This is a genomic window from Idiomarina sp. UBA3162 (genome assembly GCF_002364475.1).
GTDB lineage: Bacteria > Pseudomonadota > Gammaproteobacteria > Enterobacterales > Alteromonadaceae > Idiomarina.
This window is the reverse complement of record NZ_DEYI01000054.1, coordinates 36,625-53,390: the sequence shown is the minus strand read 5'-3', so window position 1 is coordinate 53,390 and position 16,766 is coordinate 36,625. Positions and strand designations below refer to the sequence as shown.

At 47.3% G+C, this 16,766-nt stretch carries 15 protein-coding genes and 1 riboswitch; of the genes, 2 read left to right on the top strand and 13 right to left on the bottom strand.

What is annotated here, in order from left to right:
- The 3 genes from B2X00_RS06745 to B2X00_RS06735 form a co-directional block, all read right to left on the bottom strand.
- Positions 1-975 (bottom strand): citrate/2-methylcitrate synthase (locus tag B2X00_RS06745; protein WP_290486641.1); only part of this gene is annotated, 975 nt, incomplete at its 3' end.
- A 93-nt stretch (positions 976-1,068) separates the two neighbouring features.
- A complete protein-coding gene (gene prpB, locus B2X00_RS06740; RefSeq protein ID WP_006955443.1) occupies positions 1,069-1,950 on the bottom strand; it encodes a methylisocitrate lyase in 882 nt (293 codons plus the stop codon).
- 2 nt (positions 1,951-1,952) lie between these two features.
- Complete coding sequence (locus B2X00_RS06735) at positions 1,953-2,651, bottom strand: GntR family transcriptional regulator (protein WP_414653707.1); 699 nt, start codon at positions 2,649-2,651, stop codon at positions 1,953-1,955.
- A gap of 142 nt (positions 2,652-2,793) precedes the next feature.
- On the opposite strand from B2X00_RS06735, the gene B2X00_RS06730 reads away from it, so the two are divergent.
- Together B2X00_RS06730 and B2X00_RS06725 are read left to right on the top strand one after the other, a co-directional pair.
- Positions 2,794-3,564, top strand: a complete 771-nt coding sequence (locus B2X00_RS06730) for a TerC family protein (protein ID WP_290486640.1) — start codon at positions 2,794-2,796, stop codon at positions 3,562-3,564.
- A 117-nt stretch (positions 3,565-3,681) separates the two neighbouring features.
- Positions 3,682-5,244 (top strand): peptide MFS transporter, encoded by a 1,563-nt coding sequence (locus B2X00_RS06725; protein WP_071462620.1) that lies wholly within the window; start codon positions 3,682-3,684, stop codon positions 5,242-5,244.
- Positions 5,245-5,297: 53 nt separating this feature from the next.
- Here B2X00_RS06725 and B2X00_RS06720 read toward each other — a convergent pair whose 3' ends face one another.
- The 10 genes from B2X00_RS06720 to B2X00_RS06675 form a co-directional block, all read right to left on the bottom strand.
- Positions 5,298-5,777: a hotdog fold domain-containing protein gene (locus tag B2X00_RS06720; protein WP_290486639.1), complete on the bottom strand. Its 480-nt coding sequence runs from the start codon at positions 5,775-5,777 to the stop codon at positions 5,298-5,300.
- 73 nt (positions 5,778-5,850) lie between these two features.
- Positions 5,851-8,076, bottom strand: coding sequence for an NADP-dependent isocitrate dehydrogenase (locus tag B2X00_RS06715; protein WP_290486638.1), 2,226 nt, complete (start codon positions 8,074-8,076; stop codon positions 5,851-5,853).
- Positions 8,077-8,149: 73 nt separating this feature from the next.
- Positions 8,150-8,590, bottom strand: coding sequence for a lactoylglutathione lyase (gene gloA, locus B2X00_RS06710; protein ID WP_290486637.1), 441 nt, complete (start codon positions 8,588-8,590; stop codon positions 8,150-8,152).
- Between the two features lie 78 nt (positions 8,591-8,668).
- Positions 8,669-10,405 carry a thiamine pyrophosphate-binding protein gene (locus tag B2X00_RS06705; RefSeq protein ID WP_290486636.1) on the bottom strand — a complete coding sequence of 579 codons (1,737 nt, stop codon included), beginning with the start codon at positions 10,403-10,405 and terminating at the stop codon, positions 8,669-8,671.
- Between the two features lie 12 nt (positions 10,406-10,417).
- Entirely contained in the window at positions 10,418-11,593 is a 1,176-nt protein-coding gene (locus tag B2X00_RS06700) for an alpha-hydroxy acid oxidase (RefSeq protein ID WP_290486635.1), read from the bottom strand.
- Positions 11,562-12,263, bottom strand: a complete 702-nt coding sequence (locus tag B2X00_RS06695) for a M48 family metallopeptidase (RefSeq protein WP_290486634.1) — start codon at positions 12,261-12,263, stop codon at positions 11,562-11,564. Before B2X00_RS06695 ends, B2X00_RS06700 begins: the two co-directional genes overlap by 32 nt.
- Complete coding sequence (locus tag B2X00_RS06690; RefSeq protein WP_290486633.1) at positions 12,238-13,083, bottom strand: ion transporter; 846 nt, start codon at positions 13,081-13,083, stop codon at positions 12,238-12,240. Before B2X00_RS06690 ends, B2X00_RS06695 begins: the two co-directional genes overlap by 26 nt.
- A gap of 32 nt (positions 13,084-13,115) precedes the next feature.
- On the bottom strand, positions 13,116-13,916 hold the full coding sequence (locus tag B2X00_RS06685) for an undecaprenyl-diphosphate phosphatase (protein WP_290486632.1): 801 nt from the start codon (positions 13,914-13,916) through the stop codon (positions 13,116-13,118).
- Between the two features lie 95 nt (positions 13,917-14,011).
- Positions 14,012-15,394, bottom strand: a complete 1,383-nt coding sequence (gene lysC, locus B2X00_RS06680) for a lysine-sensitive aspartokinase 3 (RefSeq protein ID WP_290486631.1) — start codon at positions 15,392-15,394, stop codon at positions 14,012-14,014.
- 66 nt (positions 15,395-15,460) lie between these two features.
- Positions 15,461-15,630: riboswitch (Lysine riboswitch) on the bottom strand.
- Positions 15,624-16,715 (bottom strand): GGDEF domain-containing protein, encoded by a 1,092-nt coding sequence (locus B2X00_RS06675; protein ID WP_290486630.1) that lies wholly within the window; start codon positions 16,713-16,715, stop codon positions 15,624-15,626. Its footprint overlaps the riboswitch before it by 7 nt.
- Positions 16,716-16,766: the final 51 nt, after the last annotated feature.

The following is a 16,766-nucleotide window of genomic DNA, read 5'->3' as shown; positions in this document are numbered from 1 at the left end:
TGTAGGAATGTTCATATAGTTGTATGCAGACGCGTGGAAAAAGTCCGCGTTCGGGAACAGCTTCTTCTCACGCCACATGACTTCTTCACAGCGCACTGAAACATCATACAAGCGAGAATCGCCATTCTCTTCGGCAAGCTTCTTAGACCATGCTTTGATGATGTCATTGCGTGGGTCAAACTCGCGATAAATCGCATGACCAAAGCCCATGATCTTTTCTTTACGCTCGAGCATACCCATGAGTGTTTGCTCAGCATCTTCTGGATCTTTCATGTCCTCGATAAGCTCCATTGCTGCTTCGTTGGCACCACCGTGCAGTGGACCACGCAATGAACCGATCGCACCGGTCACACACGAGTGAATGTCAGACAACGTCGATGCACATACACGCGCTGTGAAGGTTGATGCATTAAACTCATGCTCTGCATACAAGATCAACGACGTGTTCATCACGTCAGCATGTAATTTAGACGGTGATTCATCATGCAATAAGCGTAGGAAGTGCGCTCCAGTGGACTGCTCTTCAGAGTCAGTATCGATACGCACGCCATCGTGCGTAAAGCGGTACCAATACAACACCATACCTGGAAAAGTTGCGATCATACGTTCAATTTTATCGTCCGCTTCATCGAAGCTTTCTTCAGTCTCGAGGTTGCCTAACATTGAGCAGCCTGTACGTAGCACGTCCATCGGATGCGCTTCTTTTGGAATACGCTCTAATACGTCTTTGACTTCCTGCGGCAGGATGCGCATTGATTTTAGACGCTTACGGTATGCATCTAATTCAGCTTGATTGGGCAATTCACCCTTCGCTAGCAAATACGCGACTTCTTCAAAGCTCACCTTCTCCGCTAACTCTTTGATGTCATAGCCGCGATAAGTGAGACCTGAACCTGATTTACCCACGGTACATAGCGCGGTTTCACCCGCTGATTGGCCACGTAATCCTGCACCACCTAGTTTTTTCTCTGCCATGGTTTTATCCCTTCTTAATTTGTTGTGATTGACTTGCGCCCAAGGCGCAAGCTACATAATCAATTCTTGCGCCCAAGGCGCAAGCTACCGAGCTTATTTTTTAAATAGGTTGTCTAGTTTTTCTTCGAACTCATGGTAGTTCAAGAACTCATAGAGTTCTGCACGCGTTTGCATATCATCAACAACCGCTTTCTGATCGCCGTTCTCAAGAATACTATTGTAGACATTTAACGCTGCTTTGTTCATCGCACGGAATGCGCTCAACGGATACAATACAATATCGACACCGACGTCAGCCAGCTCTTGCTTATTGAACAATGGCGTTGCTCCGAATTCGGTAATGTTAGCCAATACCGGCACATCAAGCGCTTCAGTAAAGGCTTGATATTGCTCCAGCGTATGTACCGCTTCTGCAAAAATCGCATCCGCACCCACATCGACACACGCTTGCGCGCGCTCAATGGCAGCATCTAAGCCTTGTTGCTGCAACGCGTCAGTACGCGCCATAATTAGAAACTGGTCGTCAATACGGGCATCAACGGCCGCCTTAACGCGGTCAACCATCTCAGCTTGAGTAACGATCTCTTTATTTGGGCGATGACCACAACGCTTTTGCGCAACTTGGTCTTCAATATGAATACCCGCTGCACCTGCACGCGTCATTTCTTTAACAGTGCGTGCGATATTGAATGCACCACCCCAGCCTGTGTCGGCATCAACTAATAATGGCAAGTCTGAAGCGCCGGTAATACGGCGAATATCTTCGCACACGTCATTCAGTGAAGTCATACCCAAGTCAGGTAAACCAAAAGAGGCATTAGCAACACCTGCGCCCGACAAATAAAGCGCTTTGTGGCCCACTTTTTCAGCCATCATGGCTGTGTAAGCGTTAATCGTACCGACGATCTGCAAAGGATTTTCTTGTTCAATTGCACGACGCAGTTTTGCGCCCGCACTTTGGATTCCGTTACTCATTATCACTTCTCCTGTTGTGCTAGTTTAATTTCGATGTTTTTACGCGACGCGCTAATATGACGCCGCATCAATAAGTCCGCGAGTTCACCGTCACGATTGCCAATGGCGGTCAAAATCGCTTTATGCTCATCAAAGGCGCGTGAAACACGAGGTCCATTCATCCCCATTTGGACGCGATACATCCTGACCAAATAATAAAGTTCATCACAGAGCATATTTATCAGATAGGGATTCTTGCTCCCTAAGATGACACGATAATGAAAGTCCAAATCGCCCGCTTCTTGATAGTAACTTTCACCTTCGCGCACGCGCTGATGCGATAAGTGTTGGTCAAGCAGCCCTTGTAATTGTTCGATTTCTTCAGTCGGCATATATTCCGCGGCTAAACGACAGGCCAGCCCTTCGAGTTCTTCGCGAATTTGATATAAATGAATGAGGCCTTCGTATGACAGCCGCACCACTCGGGCACCAGCATTGGGAATACGTTCAATAAGGTGACAACGTTCTAAACGCGCTAGAGCCTCGCGTAACGGCGCGCGGCTAATATTGAACTTGCGCGCTAACTCGGGCTCGCTGATTTTGCTGCCAGCAGCAATTTCGCCTTCGACCACAGCGCGTTGGATCTGCACCAAAACACGGTCAGCAGAGGTAACAGCAGGTTTGGCAATCGGTGATAGCACTTCCATATGAATTGTCGACATAATTAAGCGTTGGCATTATTTTGCACCAAAAATATTGCTACTTACAAGGGGGGTAACTGATTTATTGTCGACAATAATGGAAAGATTGCTTTTCAGTAAGATGCCCGTCACTATATTTCAACGATTTATGGAGGACCACACTATGTTTGAATGGGTTGCTATGCCTGAGGCATGGATCGCTTTAGCCACGTTGACTGCACTAGAGATCGTATTGGGCATCGATAACATCATTTTCATTTCTATCTTAGTTGGTCGCCTACCCGAACATCAGCGTAATCGTGCCCGCACCATTGGTCTAATGCTTGCAATGGGTACTCGCTTATTACTGCTATTCTCACTCACCTGGGTGATGTCATTAACAACACCCTTATTTGAAATTTTAGGAAAGTCGATTTCGGGACGCGATCTTATTTTGCTCTTGGGTGGCTTATTTTTACTCGGTAAAAGTACCTTAGAGATACACCACGCGCTCGAGGGGGAGTCGAGCGAGGGCCAGAGCCCCGTGCAAGCTAACTTCGTTGCCATACTTGTTCAAATTGCTGTGCTAGACATCGTGTTCTCGCTTGACTCAGTGATAACCGCGGTGGGATTAGCCGATCACCTTTCGGTCATGGTGATTGCCGTTGTTCTATCCGTTGGCGTCATGCTGATTGCGGCTAAGTCGGTCTCCGATTTTGTCGACAAACATCCCACCATTAAAATGTTGGCCTTAAGTTTCCTCATTTTAATTGGCATGACTTTAGTTGGCGAGGGAATGGGCTTTCATGTACCAAAAGGTTACGTATATTTCGCCATGGCATTCTCGCTTGCAGTTGAGTTTTTAAACATCCGTGTACGCGCAAAAAAAAGCTCTGCAGAACCTGTGCAATTGAGAAAGTCTATCCCGGGGGACAGCCAACCCAAAAACCAATAAATTCATCGCTAAAGGTTTTAATCATGGGCATTGGCTAGTAAAGTATGACCACTTTTTTCGACTTCGACCAAAGTCGAATGGGTCAACATTAATTTTTATAACAAACGGATAATTAAAATGGATCCAAAAAATATTGTCGACAAAGACGCTAGTTTTTTCGGACAGCCAGGGGGACTTCAAACCCTGTTCTTTACCGAAATGTGGGAGCGCATGAGTTACTACGGCATGCGCGCGTTGCTCGTGCTATTTATGACCGCTTCAATGCAAGAAGGCGGGCTTGCTATCACCGTAGCTTCAGCAACTGCAATTTACGGTCTTTATACCGGTGCTGTCTATTTCATGGGTCTTCCAGGTGGTTGGATTGCTGACCGTCTTTTAGGTGGCCAACGCGCAACCTGGTACGGTGGCATCATCATCATGCTGGGCCATATCGTACTGGCAATCCCAAGCGAAGCCAGCTTCTTTATTGGTATGATCCTCGTTGTACTCGGTACGGGTCTATTAAAACCGAATATTACCGCCATGGTCGGTCAACTGTATAGTTCAGATGATGACCGTCGTGACGGCGGTTACACCTTGTACTACATGGGTATCAACATTGGTTCCATTATCGGTTACTTCGTTACCGGTTACTTGCAAGAAAATGCCGGTTATCACTGGGGCTTTGGTGCTGCAGCAGTCGGTATGGCATTGGGTCTAATTCAATACAAGTTAACCCAGCCTAAATTAAAAGGCGTTGGCGAGAAGCCAGCTAAACCGATGAGCGCAGGTGCTGCAAAGCGTAGCTGGGCAGTAATTTATTTGCTATTGGCGGGTCTGGCAACCGTCACCTATCTAGCGCTAAACAATATTATTGTTATTGATCCAGTGGTATTAGCTGGCAACGTGGCCGTTATCTTTACTATCATTTTCTTCGTGTATTACCTGAGTATTTTCCTGTTTGGTAAACTGACACGCAATGAAATGAAACGCCTTGGCGCCTTGTTCCTCGTTTGTATTGCATCAACCATGTTCTGGGCAGGCTTCGAGCAAGCCGGTTCTTCATTTAATTTGTTTGCACGTGACTTAACCGATCGTATGATTGGCGACTTTGAAATTCCAACCACGTGGTTCCAATCGTTAAATTCAATTTTCCTGGTCACGTTGTCACCATTCTTCGCGGCGCTTTGGATTAACCTCAGTAAACGCATGATTAACCCTTCTTACGGCTTTAAGAGTGCAATCGGTCTTATGATCATGGCAACCGGCTTTATCGTCATGTTCTTCGCCTCGCAAGCTGCTGCGAGTGGCCTTAAAGTAGCGCCTTATTGGTTAGTGGCTGTGTACTTTATTCACACCGTCGGTGAGCTATGCTTGAGCCCTGTCGCATTAAGTGCGGTCAGCAAGCTATCACCAAAGCGCATGGCAGGCCAGTTGATGGGTGTATTCGTACTGACCTATGCGATGGGTAACTTAATTGCTGGCTTGTTAGCAGGTGGTCTTGATCCTGAAAACCCTCAAGCCATGCCAGAGCTCTACTGGACGATATTCCTATTCGGTGTCAGTGTGGGTGCAGTAGTATTCGTTCTCGCCTTCTTCACTCGTAAGTGGGAAAAGCTGCCACCAGACGACGGTGAAGCTGACAACGATGATCATCCAGGTGCGGTTATTGACGCTAATGAGCCAGTCAATAAACCGTAAAGGGAGATGTATCGCATTATTAAAAAAGGGGCTTCGGCCCCTTTTTTAGTGCGTTACGACTGAGGCTTTGCCGGCTTTTCCGAAACATAAATCGTAATATGCCCTGCGGCCACCACAGTACCATCGTCTCGATAGGCTGTGACTTCGATAGGCTGATCGCCGACTTGCCAGGTTTGTTCTGTCGCTTTCGCTTCAATCCGCACATCACTATTGGTCTTTGCCAAGTAATTGACCTGCATCCCCTTAGGCAGCCAACGTAAGTGCTTAGGAATGGACGCCTCAGCTAATGCCCCCATCGCCATTTCCATTCCATTACATACGGCAATCGCATGTACGGTACCAATATGATTCTCCACGGCTTTACGCTTTTTAAACGTCAGCTGACAAAAGTTAGGCTCGAGTTCAGTGATTAGCGGCTTTATCGACGCAAAATAAGGCGCTTTGCGAGCAAACATCATAGAGAAAAGGCGCGCTCCAAACGGCAACTTCAAACACTGCGCTCTTAGTTTTAATAAATAATTTTGTTCACTCACGTGTTTTTTTCCTCAACAGTTAGACATAAAAAAAGCAGGCCGAAGCCTGCTTTTTATCACAACTTGATGCTTATTATAAGCTTGCCAGCGTCTCGTTCAATACAGAACATGGGCGCATTGCAGCAGATACCTTATCAGCGTTTGGCTGATAGTAACCACCGATGTCGACTTGCTTACCTTGAACACCGTTCAGTTCATCCATAATGGCTTGCTCGTTCTTCTGCATCGCAGCAGCGAGTTTCTCAAAGCGCTCTTGAAGCTCTTTGTCCTCAGTTTGCTTAGCCAGAGACTCAGCCCAATACATCGCTAAGTAGAAGTGCGAGCCGCGGTTATCAATCTCACCCACTTTACGCGAAGGCGATTTGTTCTCTTCCAAGAACTTCGCGGTCGCATTATCAAGCGCATCAGCCAAAATCTGTGCACGACGGTTGTCGGTCGCACGGCTGAGATGCTCAAGTGAAGCAGCCAACGCAAGGAATTCGCCCAATGAATCCCAACGTAAGTGGTTCTCTTCCACAAATTGTTGTACGTGTTTAGGTGCTGAACCACCCGCGCCAGTTTCGAATAAGCCGCCACCGTTCATCAATGGGACAATCGAGAGCATTTTCGCAGAAGTGCCCAACTCAAGGATCGGGAACAAGTCCGTTAAGTAATCACGTAATACGTTACCCGTGACTGAGATCGTGTCCTTGCCTTCTTTCACGCGCTTCAACGTGTGGCGTGTTGCTTCTTCAGGCGACATGATTTGAAGATCCAAACCATCGGTGTCGTGCTCTTTTAAGTAAGCCTCAACTTTACTGATCAATTGCGCATCATGGGCACGGTTTTTATCGAGCCAGAATACGGCAGGCATGCCACTTAAACGTGAGCGATTAACGGCAAGTTTAACCCAGTCACGGATAGGCTCATCTTTAACCTGACACATACGCCAGATGTCGCCTTCTTCAACCGCGTGTTCAAATACCACGTCACCCGCTTGGTTGAGTACTTTAACCGTGCCATCCGCCGGGATTTCAAAGGTTTTATCGTGCGAACCATATTCTTCTGCTTTTTGCGCCATCAAACCAACATTAGGGACTGTACCCATGGTTGCTGGATCAAACGCACCGTTTTCACGGCAGAAGCTAATCGTCTCTTGGTAAACACCCGCATAGCAACGATCGGGGATCATCGCCTTAGCTTCTTTCTGTCCGCCTTCACGGTCCCACATTTGGCCCGAGTCACGAATCATGGCAGGCATTGAAGCATCAATAATAACGTCGCTTGGTACGTGTAGGTTGGTGATACCTTTGTCTGAGTTGACCATTGCTAACTCAGCCTGTTTGGCATAGACGGTATTCAAGTCATTCTCGACTTCCTGACGCTGTTCATCAGTCAGTTTATCGAGTTTTGAATACAAGTCGCCAATACCGTTGCTGGCGTCAAACTCGATTTCTTTCATCAAGTCAGCGTGCTTTTCTAACACGTCTTTAAAGTATACGCGTACCGCGTGGCCAAACATGATCGGATCAGACACCTTCATCATGGTGGCTTTTAAATGCAATGAGAGTAAAACGCCCTGCTCTTTAGCAGCAACAGTCTCTTTCTCGAAGAATGCTTGTAGCTTCTTGCGGCTCATAACAGCAGCGTCAACAACTTCGCCTGCCAGCACTTTGATACCGTCTTTGAGTACGTTTTGCTCACCGTTACTCTCCAACACGATTTTAAAAGTATCGTCTTGGCTTGAAGTCATTGATTTTTCTGAACCGTAAAAATCGCCTTCTTCCATGTGCGCAACGTGAGCTTGGTTATCTTGGCTCCAAGCGCCCATACGGTGTGGGTGCTTCTTAGCGAAGTTTTTAACCGCCATCGGTGCACGGCGGTCTGAGTTACCTTCACGCAACACAGGGTTAACCGCACTACCTTTAACACGATCATAGCGCGTGCGAATGTCTTTCTCTTCATCAGTTTGCGGATCAAATGGGAAGTCAGGCAGTTTGTAGCCTTGAGCTTGCAACTCTTTAATACACGCAGTCATCTGAGGAATGGATGCGCTGATGTTAGGTAATTTAATAATGTTCGCTTCAGGCGTTTTCGCCAACTCACCTAACTCGGCCAATGCGTCTGACTGGCGCTGCTCCTCAGTAAGATACTCAGGGAATTGAGAAATAATTCGACCTGCAAGTGAAATATCACGCGTTTCAACTTTAACGCCTGCTGCTTTAGTAAAGCTTTGGATGATAGGCAGCAACGAGTATGTTGCTAAACGTGGTGCTTCATCCGTTTCTGTATAAATAATCTTCGATTTGTCGTTAGACATAATGATTCCTATCGTTTATCAGACTTCGTAATAGGTTGAACTGTGGGCGAATTATACGGGATCTACCCTCTAATTACCATTCACCCGTGTTTTCCATCGTGTCCCAAGGTGCTTGTGGTTCACGTGCGCCACCTTTTTGCAGCAGCTCGATCGAAATACCATCCGGAGAACGGACAAATGCCATGCGTCCATCACGTGGCGGACGGTTTATCGTCACACCGTTATCTTGTAGCTTTTTGCACAGCGCATAAATGTCGTCGACTTCATAGGCTAAATGGCCAAAATTGCGACCACCGTCGTACGACTCTGGATCCCAGTTATATGTGAGCTCCACCATCGGCGCTTTGTTTTCGTTCGCCGCGTCTTCGTCTTCGGGTGCAGCTAGAAAAACCAGTGTAAAACGACCGGCTTCAACCTCTTTCCGATACATTTCCTTAAGGCCCAACAAGTCACAATAAAAACGCAATGACGCGTCGAGATCCTCGACTCGAACCATGGTGTGTAAATATCTCAACGTTAACTCCCTAAAACAGTATTTACTTCAGTTTAATCATATCGTTAATACAACACGATTCGACCTTTGGCGAAGGGTTCAGCCAAACAGTTTTCTTTTCACCGCACGACCCGCAATGCGCAGCTTCTGACGGGCCGGAAAGCGCTTAAAAGTCGACTTTACCGTACCTTGGGTAAAGCGCGTTGGTTTACTGTAATCAATATTAACATCAACCAGTACACTCTGTCCTTGCGCTGCGACGTCAAACGCCTGTGCTATATACGCATCGAGTTCCGCTTCGGTTTCAATACGTACATAATGCGCTCCGGTCGCTAATGCCATGCCTTCAAATTTCGCGCCCACCAATGTCGTACAGGGTTTCCGCGCATACGGCATTTGCTGCGCTTGCGCGATTTGTGATAGTTCGCCGTCATTAAATACAAAACAGACAATACCAATCCCCTGCTGTTGTGCAGTCAGCAATTCCATTCCCGTCATAACAAAACAACCGTCTCCTACAATGGCTATCGTTTGTCGTTCGGGATGCGCCAGCTTTGCACCAATAGCCGCGGGTACAGCGTAGCCCATCGCATTATAGTCAGTGGGGGTCAGTAACGTCATATCGGCTTTTAGTGGCAATAGCTCAGCCGCCAAGTACGTATGATTTCCATCATCTAGGACAATGGCCGCATCGTCCCTTAATTGCGCGGCGAGTGACGTAAAAAACGTGTATGGATTAATACGTTCGCCACTGTCATACGCTTGCCATTCGTTGGCGTAATCCTGTTTTAACTGCTTAATTGTAGCCTTGAGCGACGTACCATCGGCTCGTGCAACCTGACCGCTCAGCGCGTTGTTTAACAACTTCAGTACCTCTGTGGCATCTCCTTTGATACTCACTTTGCTCGGATAGTTACGGTTGAATACTGACTCATCAATATCGATATGAATCAGGTTCTCAGGCACTTTCGCACTGAAACTGCCTGTTGGGATCTCGGCAAAGCGTGTACCAATCGCGATCATTAAGTCGCAGTCTTCGAAGCTTGCTTGCGCTGCGGGTACTGCCGAAGCTGAAAAACCAAAGCCTGCGTGCAACGGGTGGTCATGAGGAAAAGTCGACAAGCCCTGCAAAGTGGTCGCCACCGGTGCTTGCAAACGTTCAGCTAAATCAATCAACTGCCGTTGCGCGTGACGCGCGCCCCAACCGACAAACAGTCCCGGTCTCTTACCCGCTGATATGAGCTCAACAGCCCGTTGAATGGCTTGCTCATCGATAGCCGGCTTAGTGGGTTGAGGTGGCTGTTGAGGTTGATCAACGGTCGCGTCAAATAGCTGCAAATTAACGGGGATTTCGACTAACACGGGACCGGGCTTTCCCTCGGTCGCCAGTTGGTAAGCCTGATACAACACATCGGTCACATCATTTTGATGATTAACACGAAACGCGCCTTTGGTAATTCCCTTTGCCAGTTCCAATTGGTCAACACCATGCAATACAAAATCAAACTCGGTATCCGTGCGCACCCCACCCGAAATCACAAGCATCGGAACACCATCAAGGTACGCTTCACCAATACCGCTCGCGGCGTGGGTAAAACCGGCTGCGGGCACAATGGCGAGCACACCAATGCCCTCAGTTATTTGCCGAACGCGACTCATGCCATCGGCCATAAACGCGGCACCGCCCTCATGGGTGACTAAGACAGGCGTAATCTGATCACTGGCGTTCAATGCATCATAAAACTCTGTATTATGAACACCGGGAATACCAAACGTGTGTGTCACACCCAGCTTTTCGAGCGCTGCTACGGCTAACTGTGCTGCATTTTTTCTCACACCCGCTCCTTATTATTGGTTTCTTATTAAGTGCGATTCATTCAGTTGATTAATGTCGCTACACCCCATCAACGCCAAGCTAACGGAGAGTGCTTTTTGCCACTGTTTCAGTAGTTGTGTCACGCCCAACTCGCCATAGCCAGCCAGTGCGTAAATCCATGCACGCCCTAAAAGCCCACCATCGGCGCCCAGTGCCAGTGTAATTAACAAATCCTGTGGGTTACGCAGCCCGCCATCGAGCCAAAGTTCAATGCGATCACGACACCCCTGATTAACTAGGTGTTGATGAACCTCAGGTAATATATCAATCGGACACGGCGCACCATCGAGTTGACGCCCTCCATGATTAGAAATGATCAAACCGTCGGCACCGACTTTTACAGCCTGCAGTGCATCATCAGAATGCAAGATACCTTTGATTACTAACTTGCCGGGCCAACGGGAGCGAATCCACGCAATATCATCCCACGTGACACGAGGATCAAACTGTGCGTCGACCCAGCTTTTGAAGTCTGTCAACTGTCGTGCATTGGGCACCGCGTCGGTGAGATTACCAAAAACGTGGGGGCCGCCTTTTATACCCACATCCCATAACCATTGGGGATGTGATACAAAGTCATAGAATCGCTTTATTTTAGCTAGCCCCGTGCTTGATTCAAAGCCATTCCTGACATCACGGTAGCGCACACCCAACACCACCAAATCAACCGTCACAACGAGCACTTCAACACCTTGTGCTTGCACGCGATCAAGTAGCTGTGCAACAAATTCGCGATCGCGCATCATGTATAATTGAAACCATGCCGGTTGAGTGTCACGATGCTGATGAATTTCATTAATACCGCACAGTGACACGGTGGATGCGCAGAAAGGAATGTGTTCGTGTTGAGCAGCTCGGTATGCCTGTGTTTCGCCACGACGCGCCATCATGCCTGCTAAGCCCACAGGTCCTAGCGCAAGCGGCGCTGCATAAGGCTGGCCCAGTCGATTAACCGCAAGGTTTATATGTTCAACATCACGCAGCACACGTTGTTGTAAGCGCCAGCGAGAAAACGAATGGACATTAGCGTGTGCGGTTTGTTCAGCAAATGCACCACCCTCAATATAATCAAATAGTGCACGTGGCAAACGCCGCTTAGCAGCTTGCCTAAAATCCTCACTGCCCGCTGGGGTAATCGGGTATCTCATAATGGTTCAAACGTTGTTTTAATGAACGCCAATTCGGCAGAAATGAGTCCATTAACGCATAAAAACGCCTGTTATGGTAGCGCTCAAATAAGTGCGTAAGCTCATGAACAACAACGTACTCAAGCAGCTCTAACGGAAAGTGAACTAACTGAAAGCTTAGCCAAATCTTCTCGGTTCTTGTGTTACAAGTGCCCCATCGTGTATGCATTTTGCGGATGCCGAAACAACCTGCTTTGACACCCATTATGGGTTCCCAATAAGCAAGGAGCACCGTGATCCGCTCACTTAAGTAACGGCGCAATTGTCGTTCGACGTGTTGTTCAGTCAGCCGCTTATCGCCCCGTACAGTCACGTTGAACAGTGCCGAATCAGCCTCAGGGCCAGCCTCTTTAGCGCGTCGGCAAGGCTGGCACACATACCAGTGGCCCGCGAGCAAAACGCGCTCCGTACTGAGTAAAGGCACGCTGGGCGAGCGCGCCGTATCACGCAACTGTTCTCGACGTTGTGTAATCCAGTCATGCCGCTCTGCAATGAGTTCATCAATAAACTTTTGAGGACAGCGTTTAGGAGCGCTCACCTCTAGCTCATCAGCCGAGCGTAAGCGCAAATAAATATGCTTTATCGGCTTACGCAGAATGTTAACTTTAAGAGGCGTCGTTACTTGTTCCATGCCCACCTTGTTTGACGATAAGCTGCTTTAACTCGGTGATCTCTGACCGTAAACCAGCGATTTGCTCGTTTAACTGCTGCTCGCGACTTTGTTCAAGCTCTTGCTCACACGCTTGCAGTTCAAGTCGGCTTTCTTTGTCCATTACATTGACAACAATACCGATCACCATGTTCAGAAAAGCAAAAGCGGTCAAGAAAATGAACGTCATATAGAACAACCAACTCCATGGGTAGACTTCCATCGTCTCATATTGGATATCCGTCCAGTCTTCGAACGTCATCACACGGAACAGAGTGAGCATCGAACGTGCGATGTTTTCCCATAGGAACGGATTAATATCTTTGAATAGATAGCTCCCCAGCGCAGCGTAGATGTAGAAGATAATGAACATCAACAACACGACGTAACCCATCTGCGGCAGTGCTTTTAGCAAGGATGTGATGAGCGTTCGTAATTCGGGAATGATCGATATCATTCGGAGCACTCGGAATACACGCACAAGGCGAGCCAACAAGGCAAGTTCAGAGTCATTCACTGGAATGAGACTGACCACGACTACCAGCGTATCGAACACATTCCAGCCATTTTTAAAGAAGTGCTTTTTATCGCTATCGGCGATGAACCGTATGGCAATTTCAACCACGAAAAAAATAGTGATGAACCAGTCCAAGCCCACCAGCATCGTATTTACCAAGCTCGGGAGTTCGTATGTTTTCGCACCAATCTCCAGTGCTGAGATGATGATCACCGTAATCACCGCAAACTCGAATAAACGGTTGTTTTTTAGCGTGGCTAAGCGCCCTTTTAGTGCTTCATACATACGTTTGTTTTACCTTAAATAGCGAAACACACTTACAGATAGAAAACCCAAACTAAGTACCCGGCCAGCAAAAAACGATAAATAACATAAGGCCACATGCCGACTTGGTTTAACCATTTCAAAAATAAATGAATAGCGGTAATCGCAGTGATGAATGATGCTAATGTTCCGATAGCAAATGCTGTCCAGTCGATTAATACGTCCTCACTGACAACATCCAGTAACTTAAGCGTGGCAGCTGCTACGGTGATCGGGATGGCCATAAAAAATGAAAACTTTGATGCGGTCTCACGCGTCATACCAAGAAAGAGACCCGCCGTGATCGTTGAGCCCGAACGTGAAGTGCCTGGAATAAGTGCAATAGCTTGAAACAGGCCAACAACAAGCGCGTCTTTTAAGCCAATTTGCGCCAACGTGCGTTCGCCACGGCAGTACCTATCTGCCACAGCTAGTAAGATGGCAAACACAACCGTAGTGGTAATGATCACGGCAACAGCACGCAATACGGAGTCGACGTAATCAATAAGGAAGTAACCTGCCACGCACGCGGGTATCGTGGCTACTACAACCATCCAGGCAAGTTTGCTGTCACCGACATGTCGACCCTTAGGAATCGAACGTAAACCATCAAACAACAGCGTACTCACTTCCTTACGAAAATAGCCTACTACAGCGAGTAAAGTTCCAACATGAACAGCCAAGTCAAAAGCAACCCCCTGGTCTTGCCAACCGGTCAGTACCGGTAGCAATATGAGGTGAGCTGAACTAGAGATGGGTAGAAACTCTGTGATTCCCTGTAAAATACCCAACCAAATAGCGTGTAAAAAATCCATGTAAATGCCCGCGTCTCGTCGTTATTGTAATTGCGCAGGCATTATACCCATAACCCTGGTTATTTTAATCAGCCAAAGCTGAATTTTTCTAAGCTTTATCGCTTTATCCGTTCATGTAACCGATTAACCACCGAATCGGTATCGGATGACGGAATTAAAAAGCACAGGTTATAAGCACTTGCACCTTGGCATATCATACGCACCGGTGTAGGTGATACAGCGTCAAAAACCCACTGGCTGAGCTGGGACTGTCGTCCAATTTGGTTACCGATGAGTGCCACTAACGATAAATCCTGTTCTAGCTCGACCCGAGCGAAGGCTTCAATCTCGTCAATCGCAGCCGAGGGTAAAGTGACTTGGTTATTGGCTTGACTGCCGCCTTCATCCAAGGTCAGGGCGATACTCACCTCCGATGTGGTAATCAAATCAACACTGATGTCGTATTTAGCGAAAATGCCAAAAAGCTTCGCCAAAAAACCCGATGCATGGAACATATCAATACTATGCACCGTCATCAGCGTTTGCTTTTTACGCACAGCAATCGCACGTACGTCAGGGCGAAAAACGGTATTTTTCACCAGTCGAGTGCCGCCACGCTCTGGAAACTGGCTATGACCCACAAAAACCGGAATATTGTGCTCGATTGCGGGAATCAAGCTTGCTGGGTGTAGCACTTTTGCGCCAAAAGTTGCCATCTCTGCCGCTTCGTCAAAGCTCATTTCTGGAATAGGGAACGCTTCCTTACACAGGCGAGGATCGGTGGAATAGACGCCCGCGACATCGGTCCAAATTTGCACTTCACTGGCCCCTGTCGCCACTGCAAGCAGCGCTGCGCTGTAGTCACTCCCCCCTCTTCCTAACGTCGTTGTCAAGCCCGCTTCGGTGGCGCCAATAAACCCTTGCGTGACATACTGAATGTCCGAGTTTAAGGTAAGCAATTGTTGAGCTGTTTTGGTGCGGGTTGCGTCCATATTCGGACGCGCATGGCCAAAGCGTTCATCAGTAACCAACCACGTTTCAGCGGTCATCACCTCAGCCATCGTTTGAGTTTGTTCTTCCCACACAGCACAAAATAACAAACTTGAGCAGCGCTCCCCAAAACTCAACAATCGATCACGCCATTGGGAAAAGCGCGTCGACGTTTCACCCGGTCTCTCCTCTAAATGCTGACGCAAATCAGCATGAATACACTCAAGCGCAGTCTGCCAATAGAGTAAACGGGGTTGTCTCAACCGAGAGACTTGAGAAAGAATCGTCTGATGACGCTGCTCTATCTGTGCCAAACTATCCGCACTATTGCTCGCCATATGTGCGATTTTAACCAGCGCGTCGGTCACGCCACCACAGGCACTGACCACTACGATTAAACGTTGAGTTTGTTGCTGTACATTGGCTACAGCTGCGGAAATAGCGTCATAAGTTGCAACGCTGGTGCCGCCGAATTTGGCGATACTGAGATTATTCTGAAGTTGATTCATTTGATCCTCTGAACAAATTACAACAATGTTCAGAGAGCTTGGTCCACGCTGAGATGACTCAAAAATGCAGCCAGAAGCTCTCCACCCGATAGGTGACAACTGCAGGTTTTCAAACCCAACAGTCGGTAACACATTGTCCAACCAATGAACTACCTCGGCGGTTAACTCCCTCACATTACTTGCGTGTTGGAACTCAGTCAGTAATGTTACCTAGCAACCGCACCTCTTCCTAAGCCGTATTATTGACTTTTCGATGTTCAGATTCAACCGCCGAAACAAAACTTCGGACTTGATTCCGCCCATTCGATTTCGCTTGATACAGGGCTCTATCAGCTTGTGATATCAATTCTTCAGGGCTCTTAACTCTATCAGTGCTAGATACACCTATACTGACACTGGTCGTCACCGACTCATTAACCTGCATGTTAAGTTGTCTGCGAATACGCTCAGCCAAACCCAGTGCATCAAGCTGGGATGTGTTAGGCGCGATGATTAAAAACTCTTCTCCACCCCAGCGACCCACCACATCGTAATCTCTTACAGATTCGGCCAAGCGCTTAGACAGCTTTATCAGTACTTCGTCACCGAATAAGTGACCGTATTCATCATTAATTGCCTTGAATAAGTCAACGTCAAGTAACAGCACTGAAATCGGTAGTGACCGACGTTTCTTGTACAAACTAAATAACGTCGAATCGAGGTACTGCCGATTAAATAACTGTGTCAACTTATCGGTTTTTGCCATTTTCTCCAATCGTACACTCTGTTCATGTAATAATTGATTGGCTTCAGTCCGTGTCTTTTCGTAAAAGCGATACAAAAGAAGGCTTATAACAAACACCTCAAGCGTGTTTAAAAAGGCTCCTAAAGATAAATGAGGGGCTTTATTAATAAATATTGTCGTGTACAGCTGAAACATAAATACAGAAAAAAACAATACAGTAACCCAAAGACCTTTATTTTTCCCTAGAAGAAAAAAAGCAAAAGGAGGGAATAAAGCAGTCCAGAGATAACCGTTATTATTGCCTGCAGCTAACAACAAGAATGTTGAAATTAACAAGCCTATCATTACCACAAACAACCAACTGACGAGCTCTATCAAATAGCGCTTTTTGAGCAAGTAAAGTAAGCCGCCGGCAATACCGGCACCTATGGCGTCCATGAGCGCAAGGTCCAGATCATTAAACAAAAAAGCGTTTAATGCCGCCAATGACAACAATGCAATAACCCCAATAACCAGACACACTTCCAACAACTGGTTGCGACGGAAGTTCGGGTCAAGCTTACCGGTAATATAGGTAGGACGAAGTAACTGTTTCACGGGGATTGATTAACCGTCCAAATAAAAAAAGATTGACGGAAAAATCAATGT

Coding starts and splice junctions, on each gene's coding strand:
- lysC (WP_290486631.1), bottom strand. CDS start 15,394: ATGAATCAACTTCAGAATAATCTCAGTATCGCCAAATTCGGCGGCACC.
- B2X00_RS06690 (WP_290486633.1), bottom strand. CDS start 13,083: ATGTATGAAGCACTAAAAGGGCGCTTAGCCACGCTAAAAAACAACCGT.
- B2X00_RS06695 (WP_290486634.1), bottom strand. CDS start 12,263: ATGGAACAAGTAACGACGCCTCTTAAAGTTAACATTCTGCGTAAGCCG.
- B2X00_RS06735 (WP_414653707.1), bottom strand. CDS start 2,651: ATGTCGACAATTCATATGGAAGTGCTATCACCGATTGCCAAACCTGCT.
- B2X00_RS06700 (WP_290486635.1), bottom strand. CDS start 11,593: ATGAGATACCCGATTACCCCAGCGGGCAGTGAGGATTTTAGGCAAGCT.
- B2X00_RS06725 (WP_071462620.1), top strand. CDS start 3,682: ATGGATCCAAAAAATATTGTCGACAAAGACGCTAGTTTTTTCGGACAG.
- B2X00_RS06715 (WP_290486638.1), bottom strand. CDS start 8,076: ATGTCTAACGACAAATCGAAGATTATTTATACAGAAACGGATGAAGCA.
- prpB (WP_006955443.1), bottom strand. CDS start 1,950: ATGAGTAACGGAATCCAAAGTGCGGGCGCAAAACTGCGTCGTGCAATT.
- B2X00_RS06730 (WP_290486640.1), top strand. CDS start 2,794: ATGTTTGAATGGGTTGCTATGCCTGAGGCATGGATCGCTTTAGCCACG.
- B2X00_RS06685 (WP_290486632.1), bottom strand. CDS start 13,916: ATGGATTTTTTACACGCTATTTGGTTGGGTATTTTACAGGGAATCACA.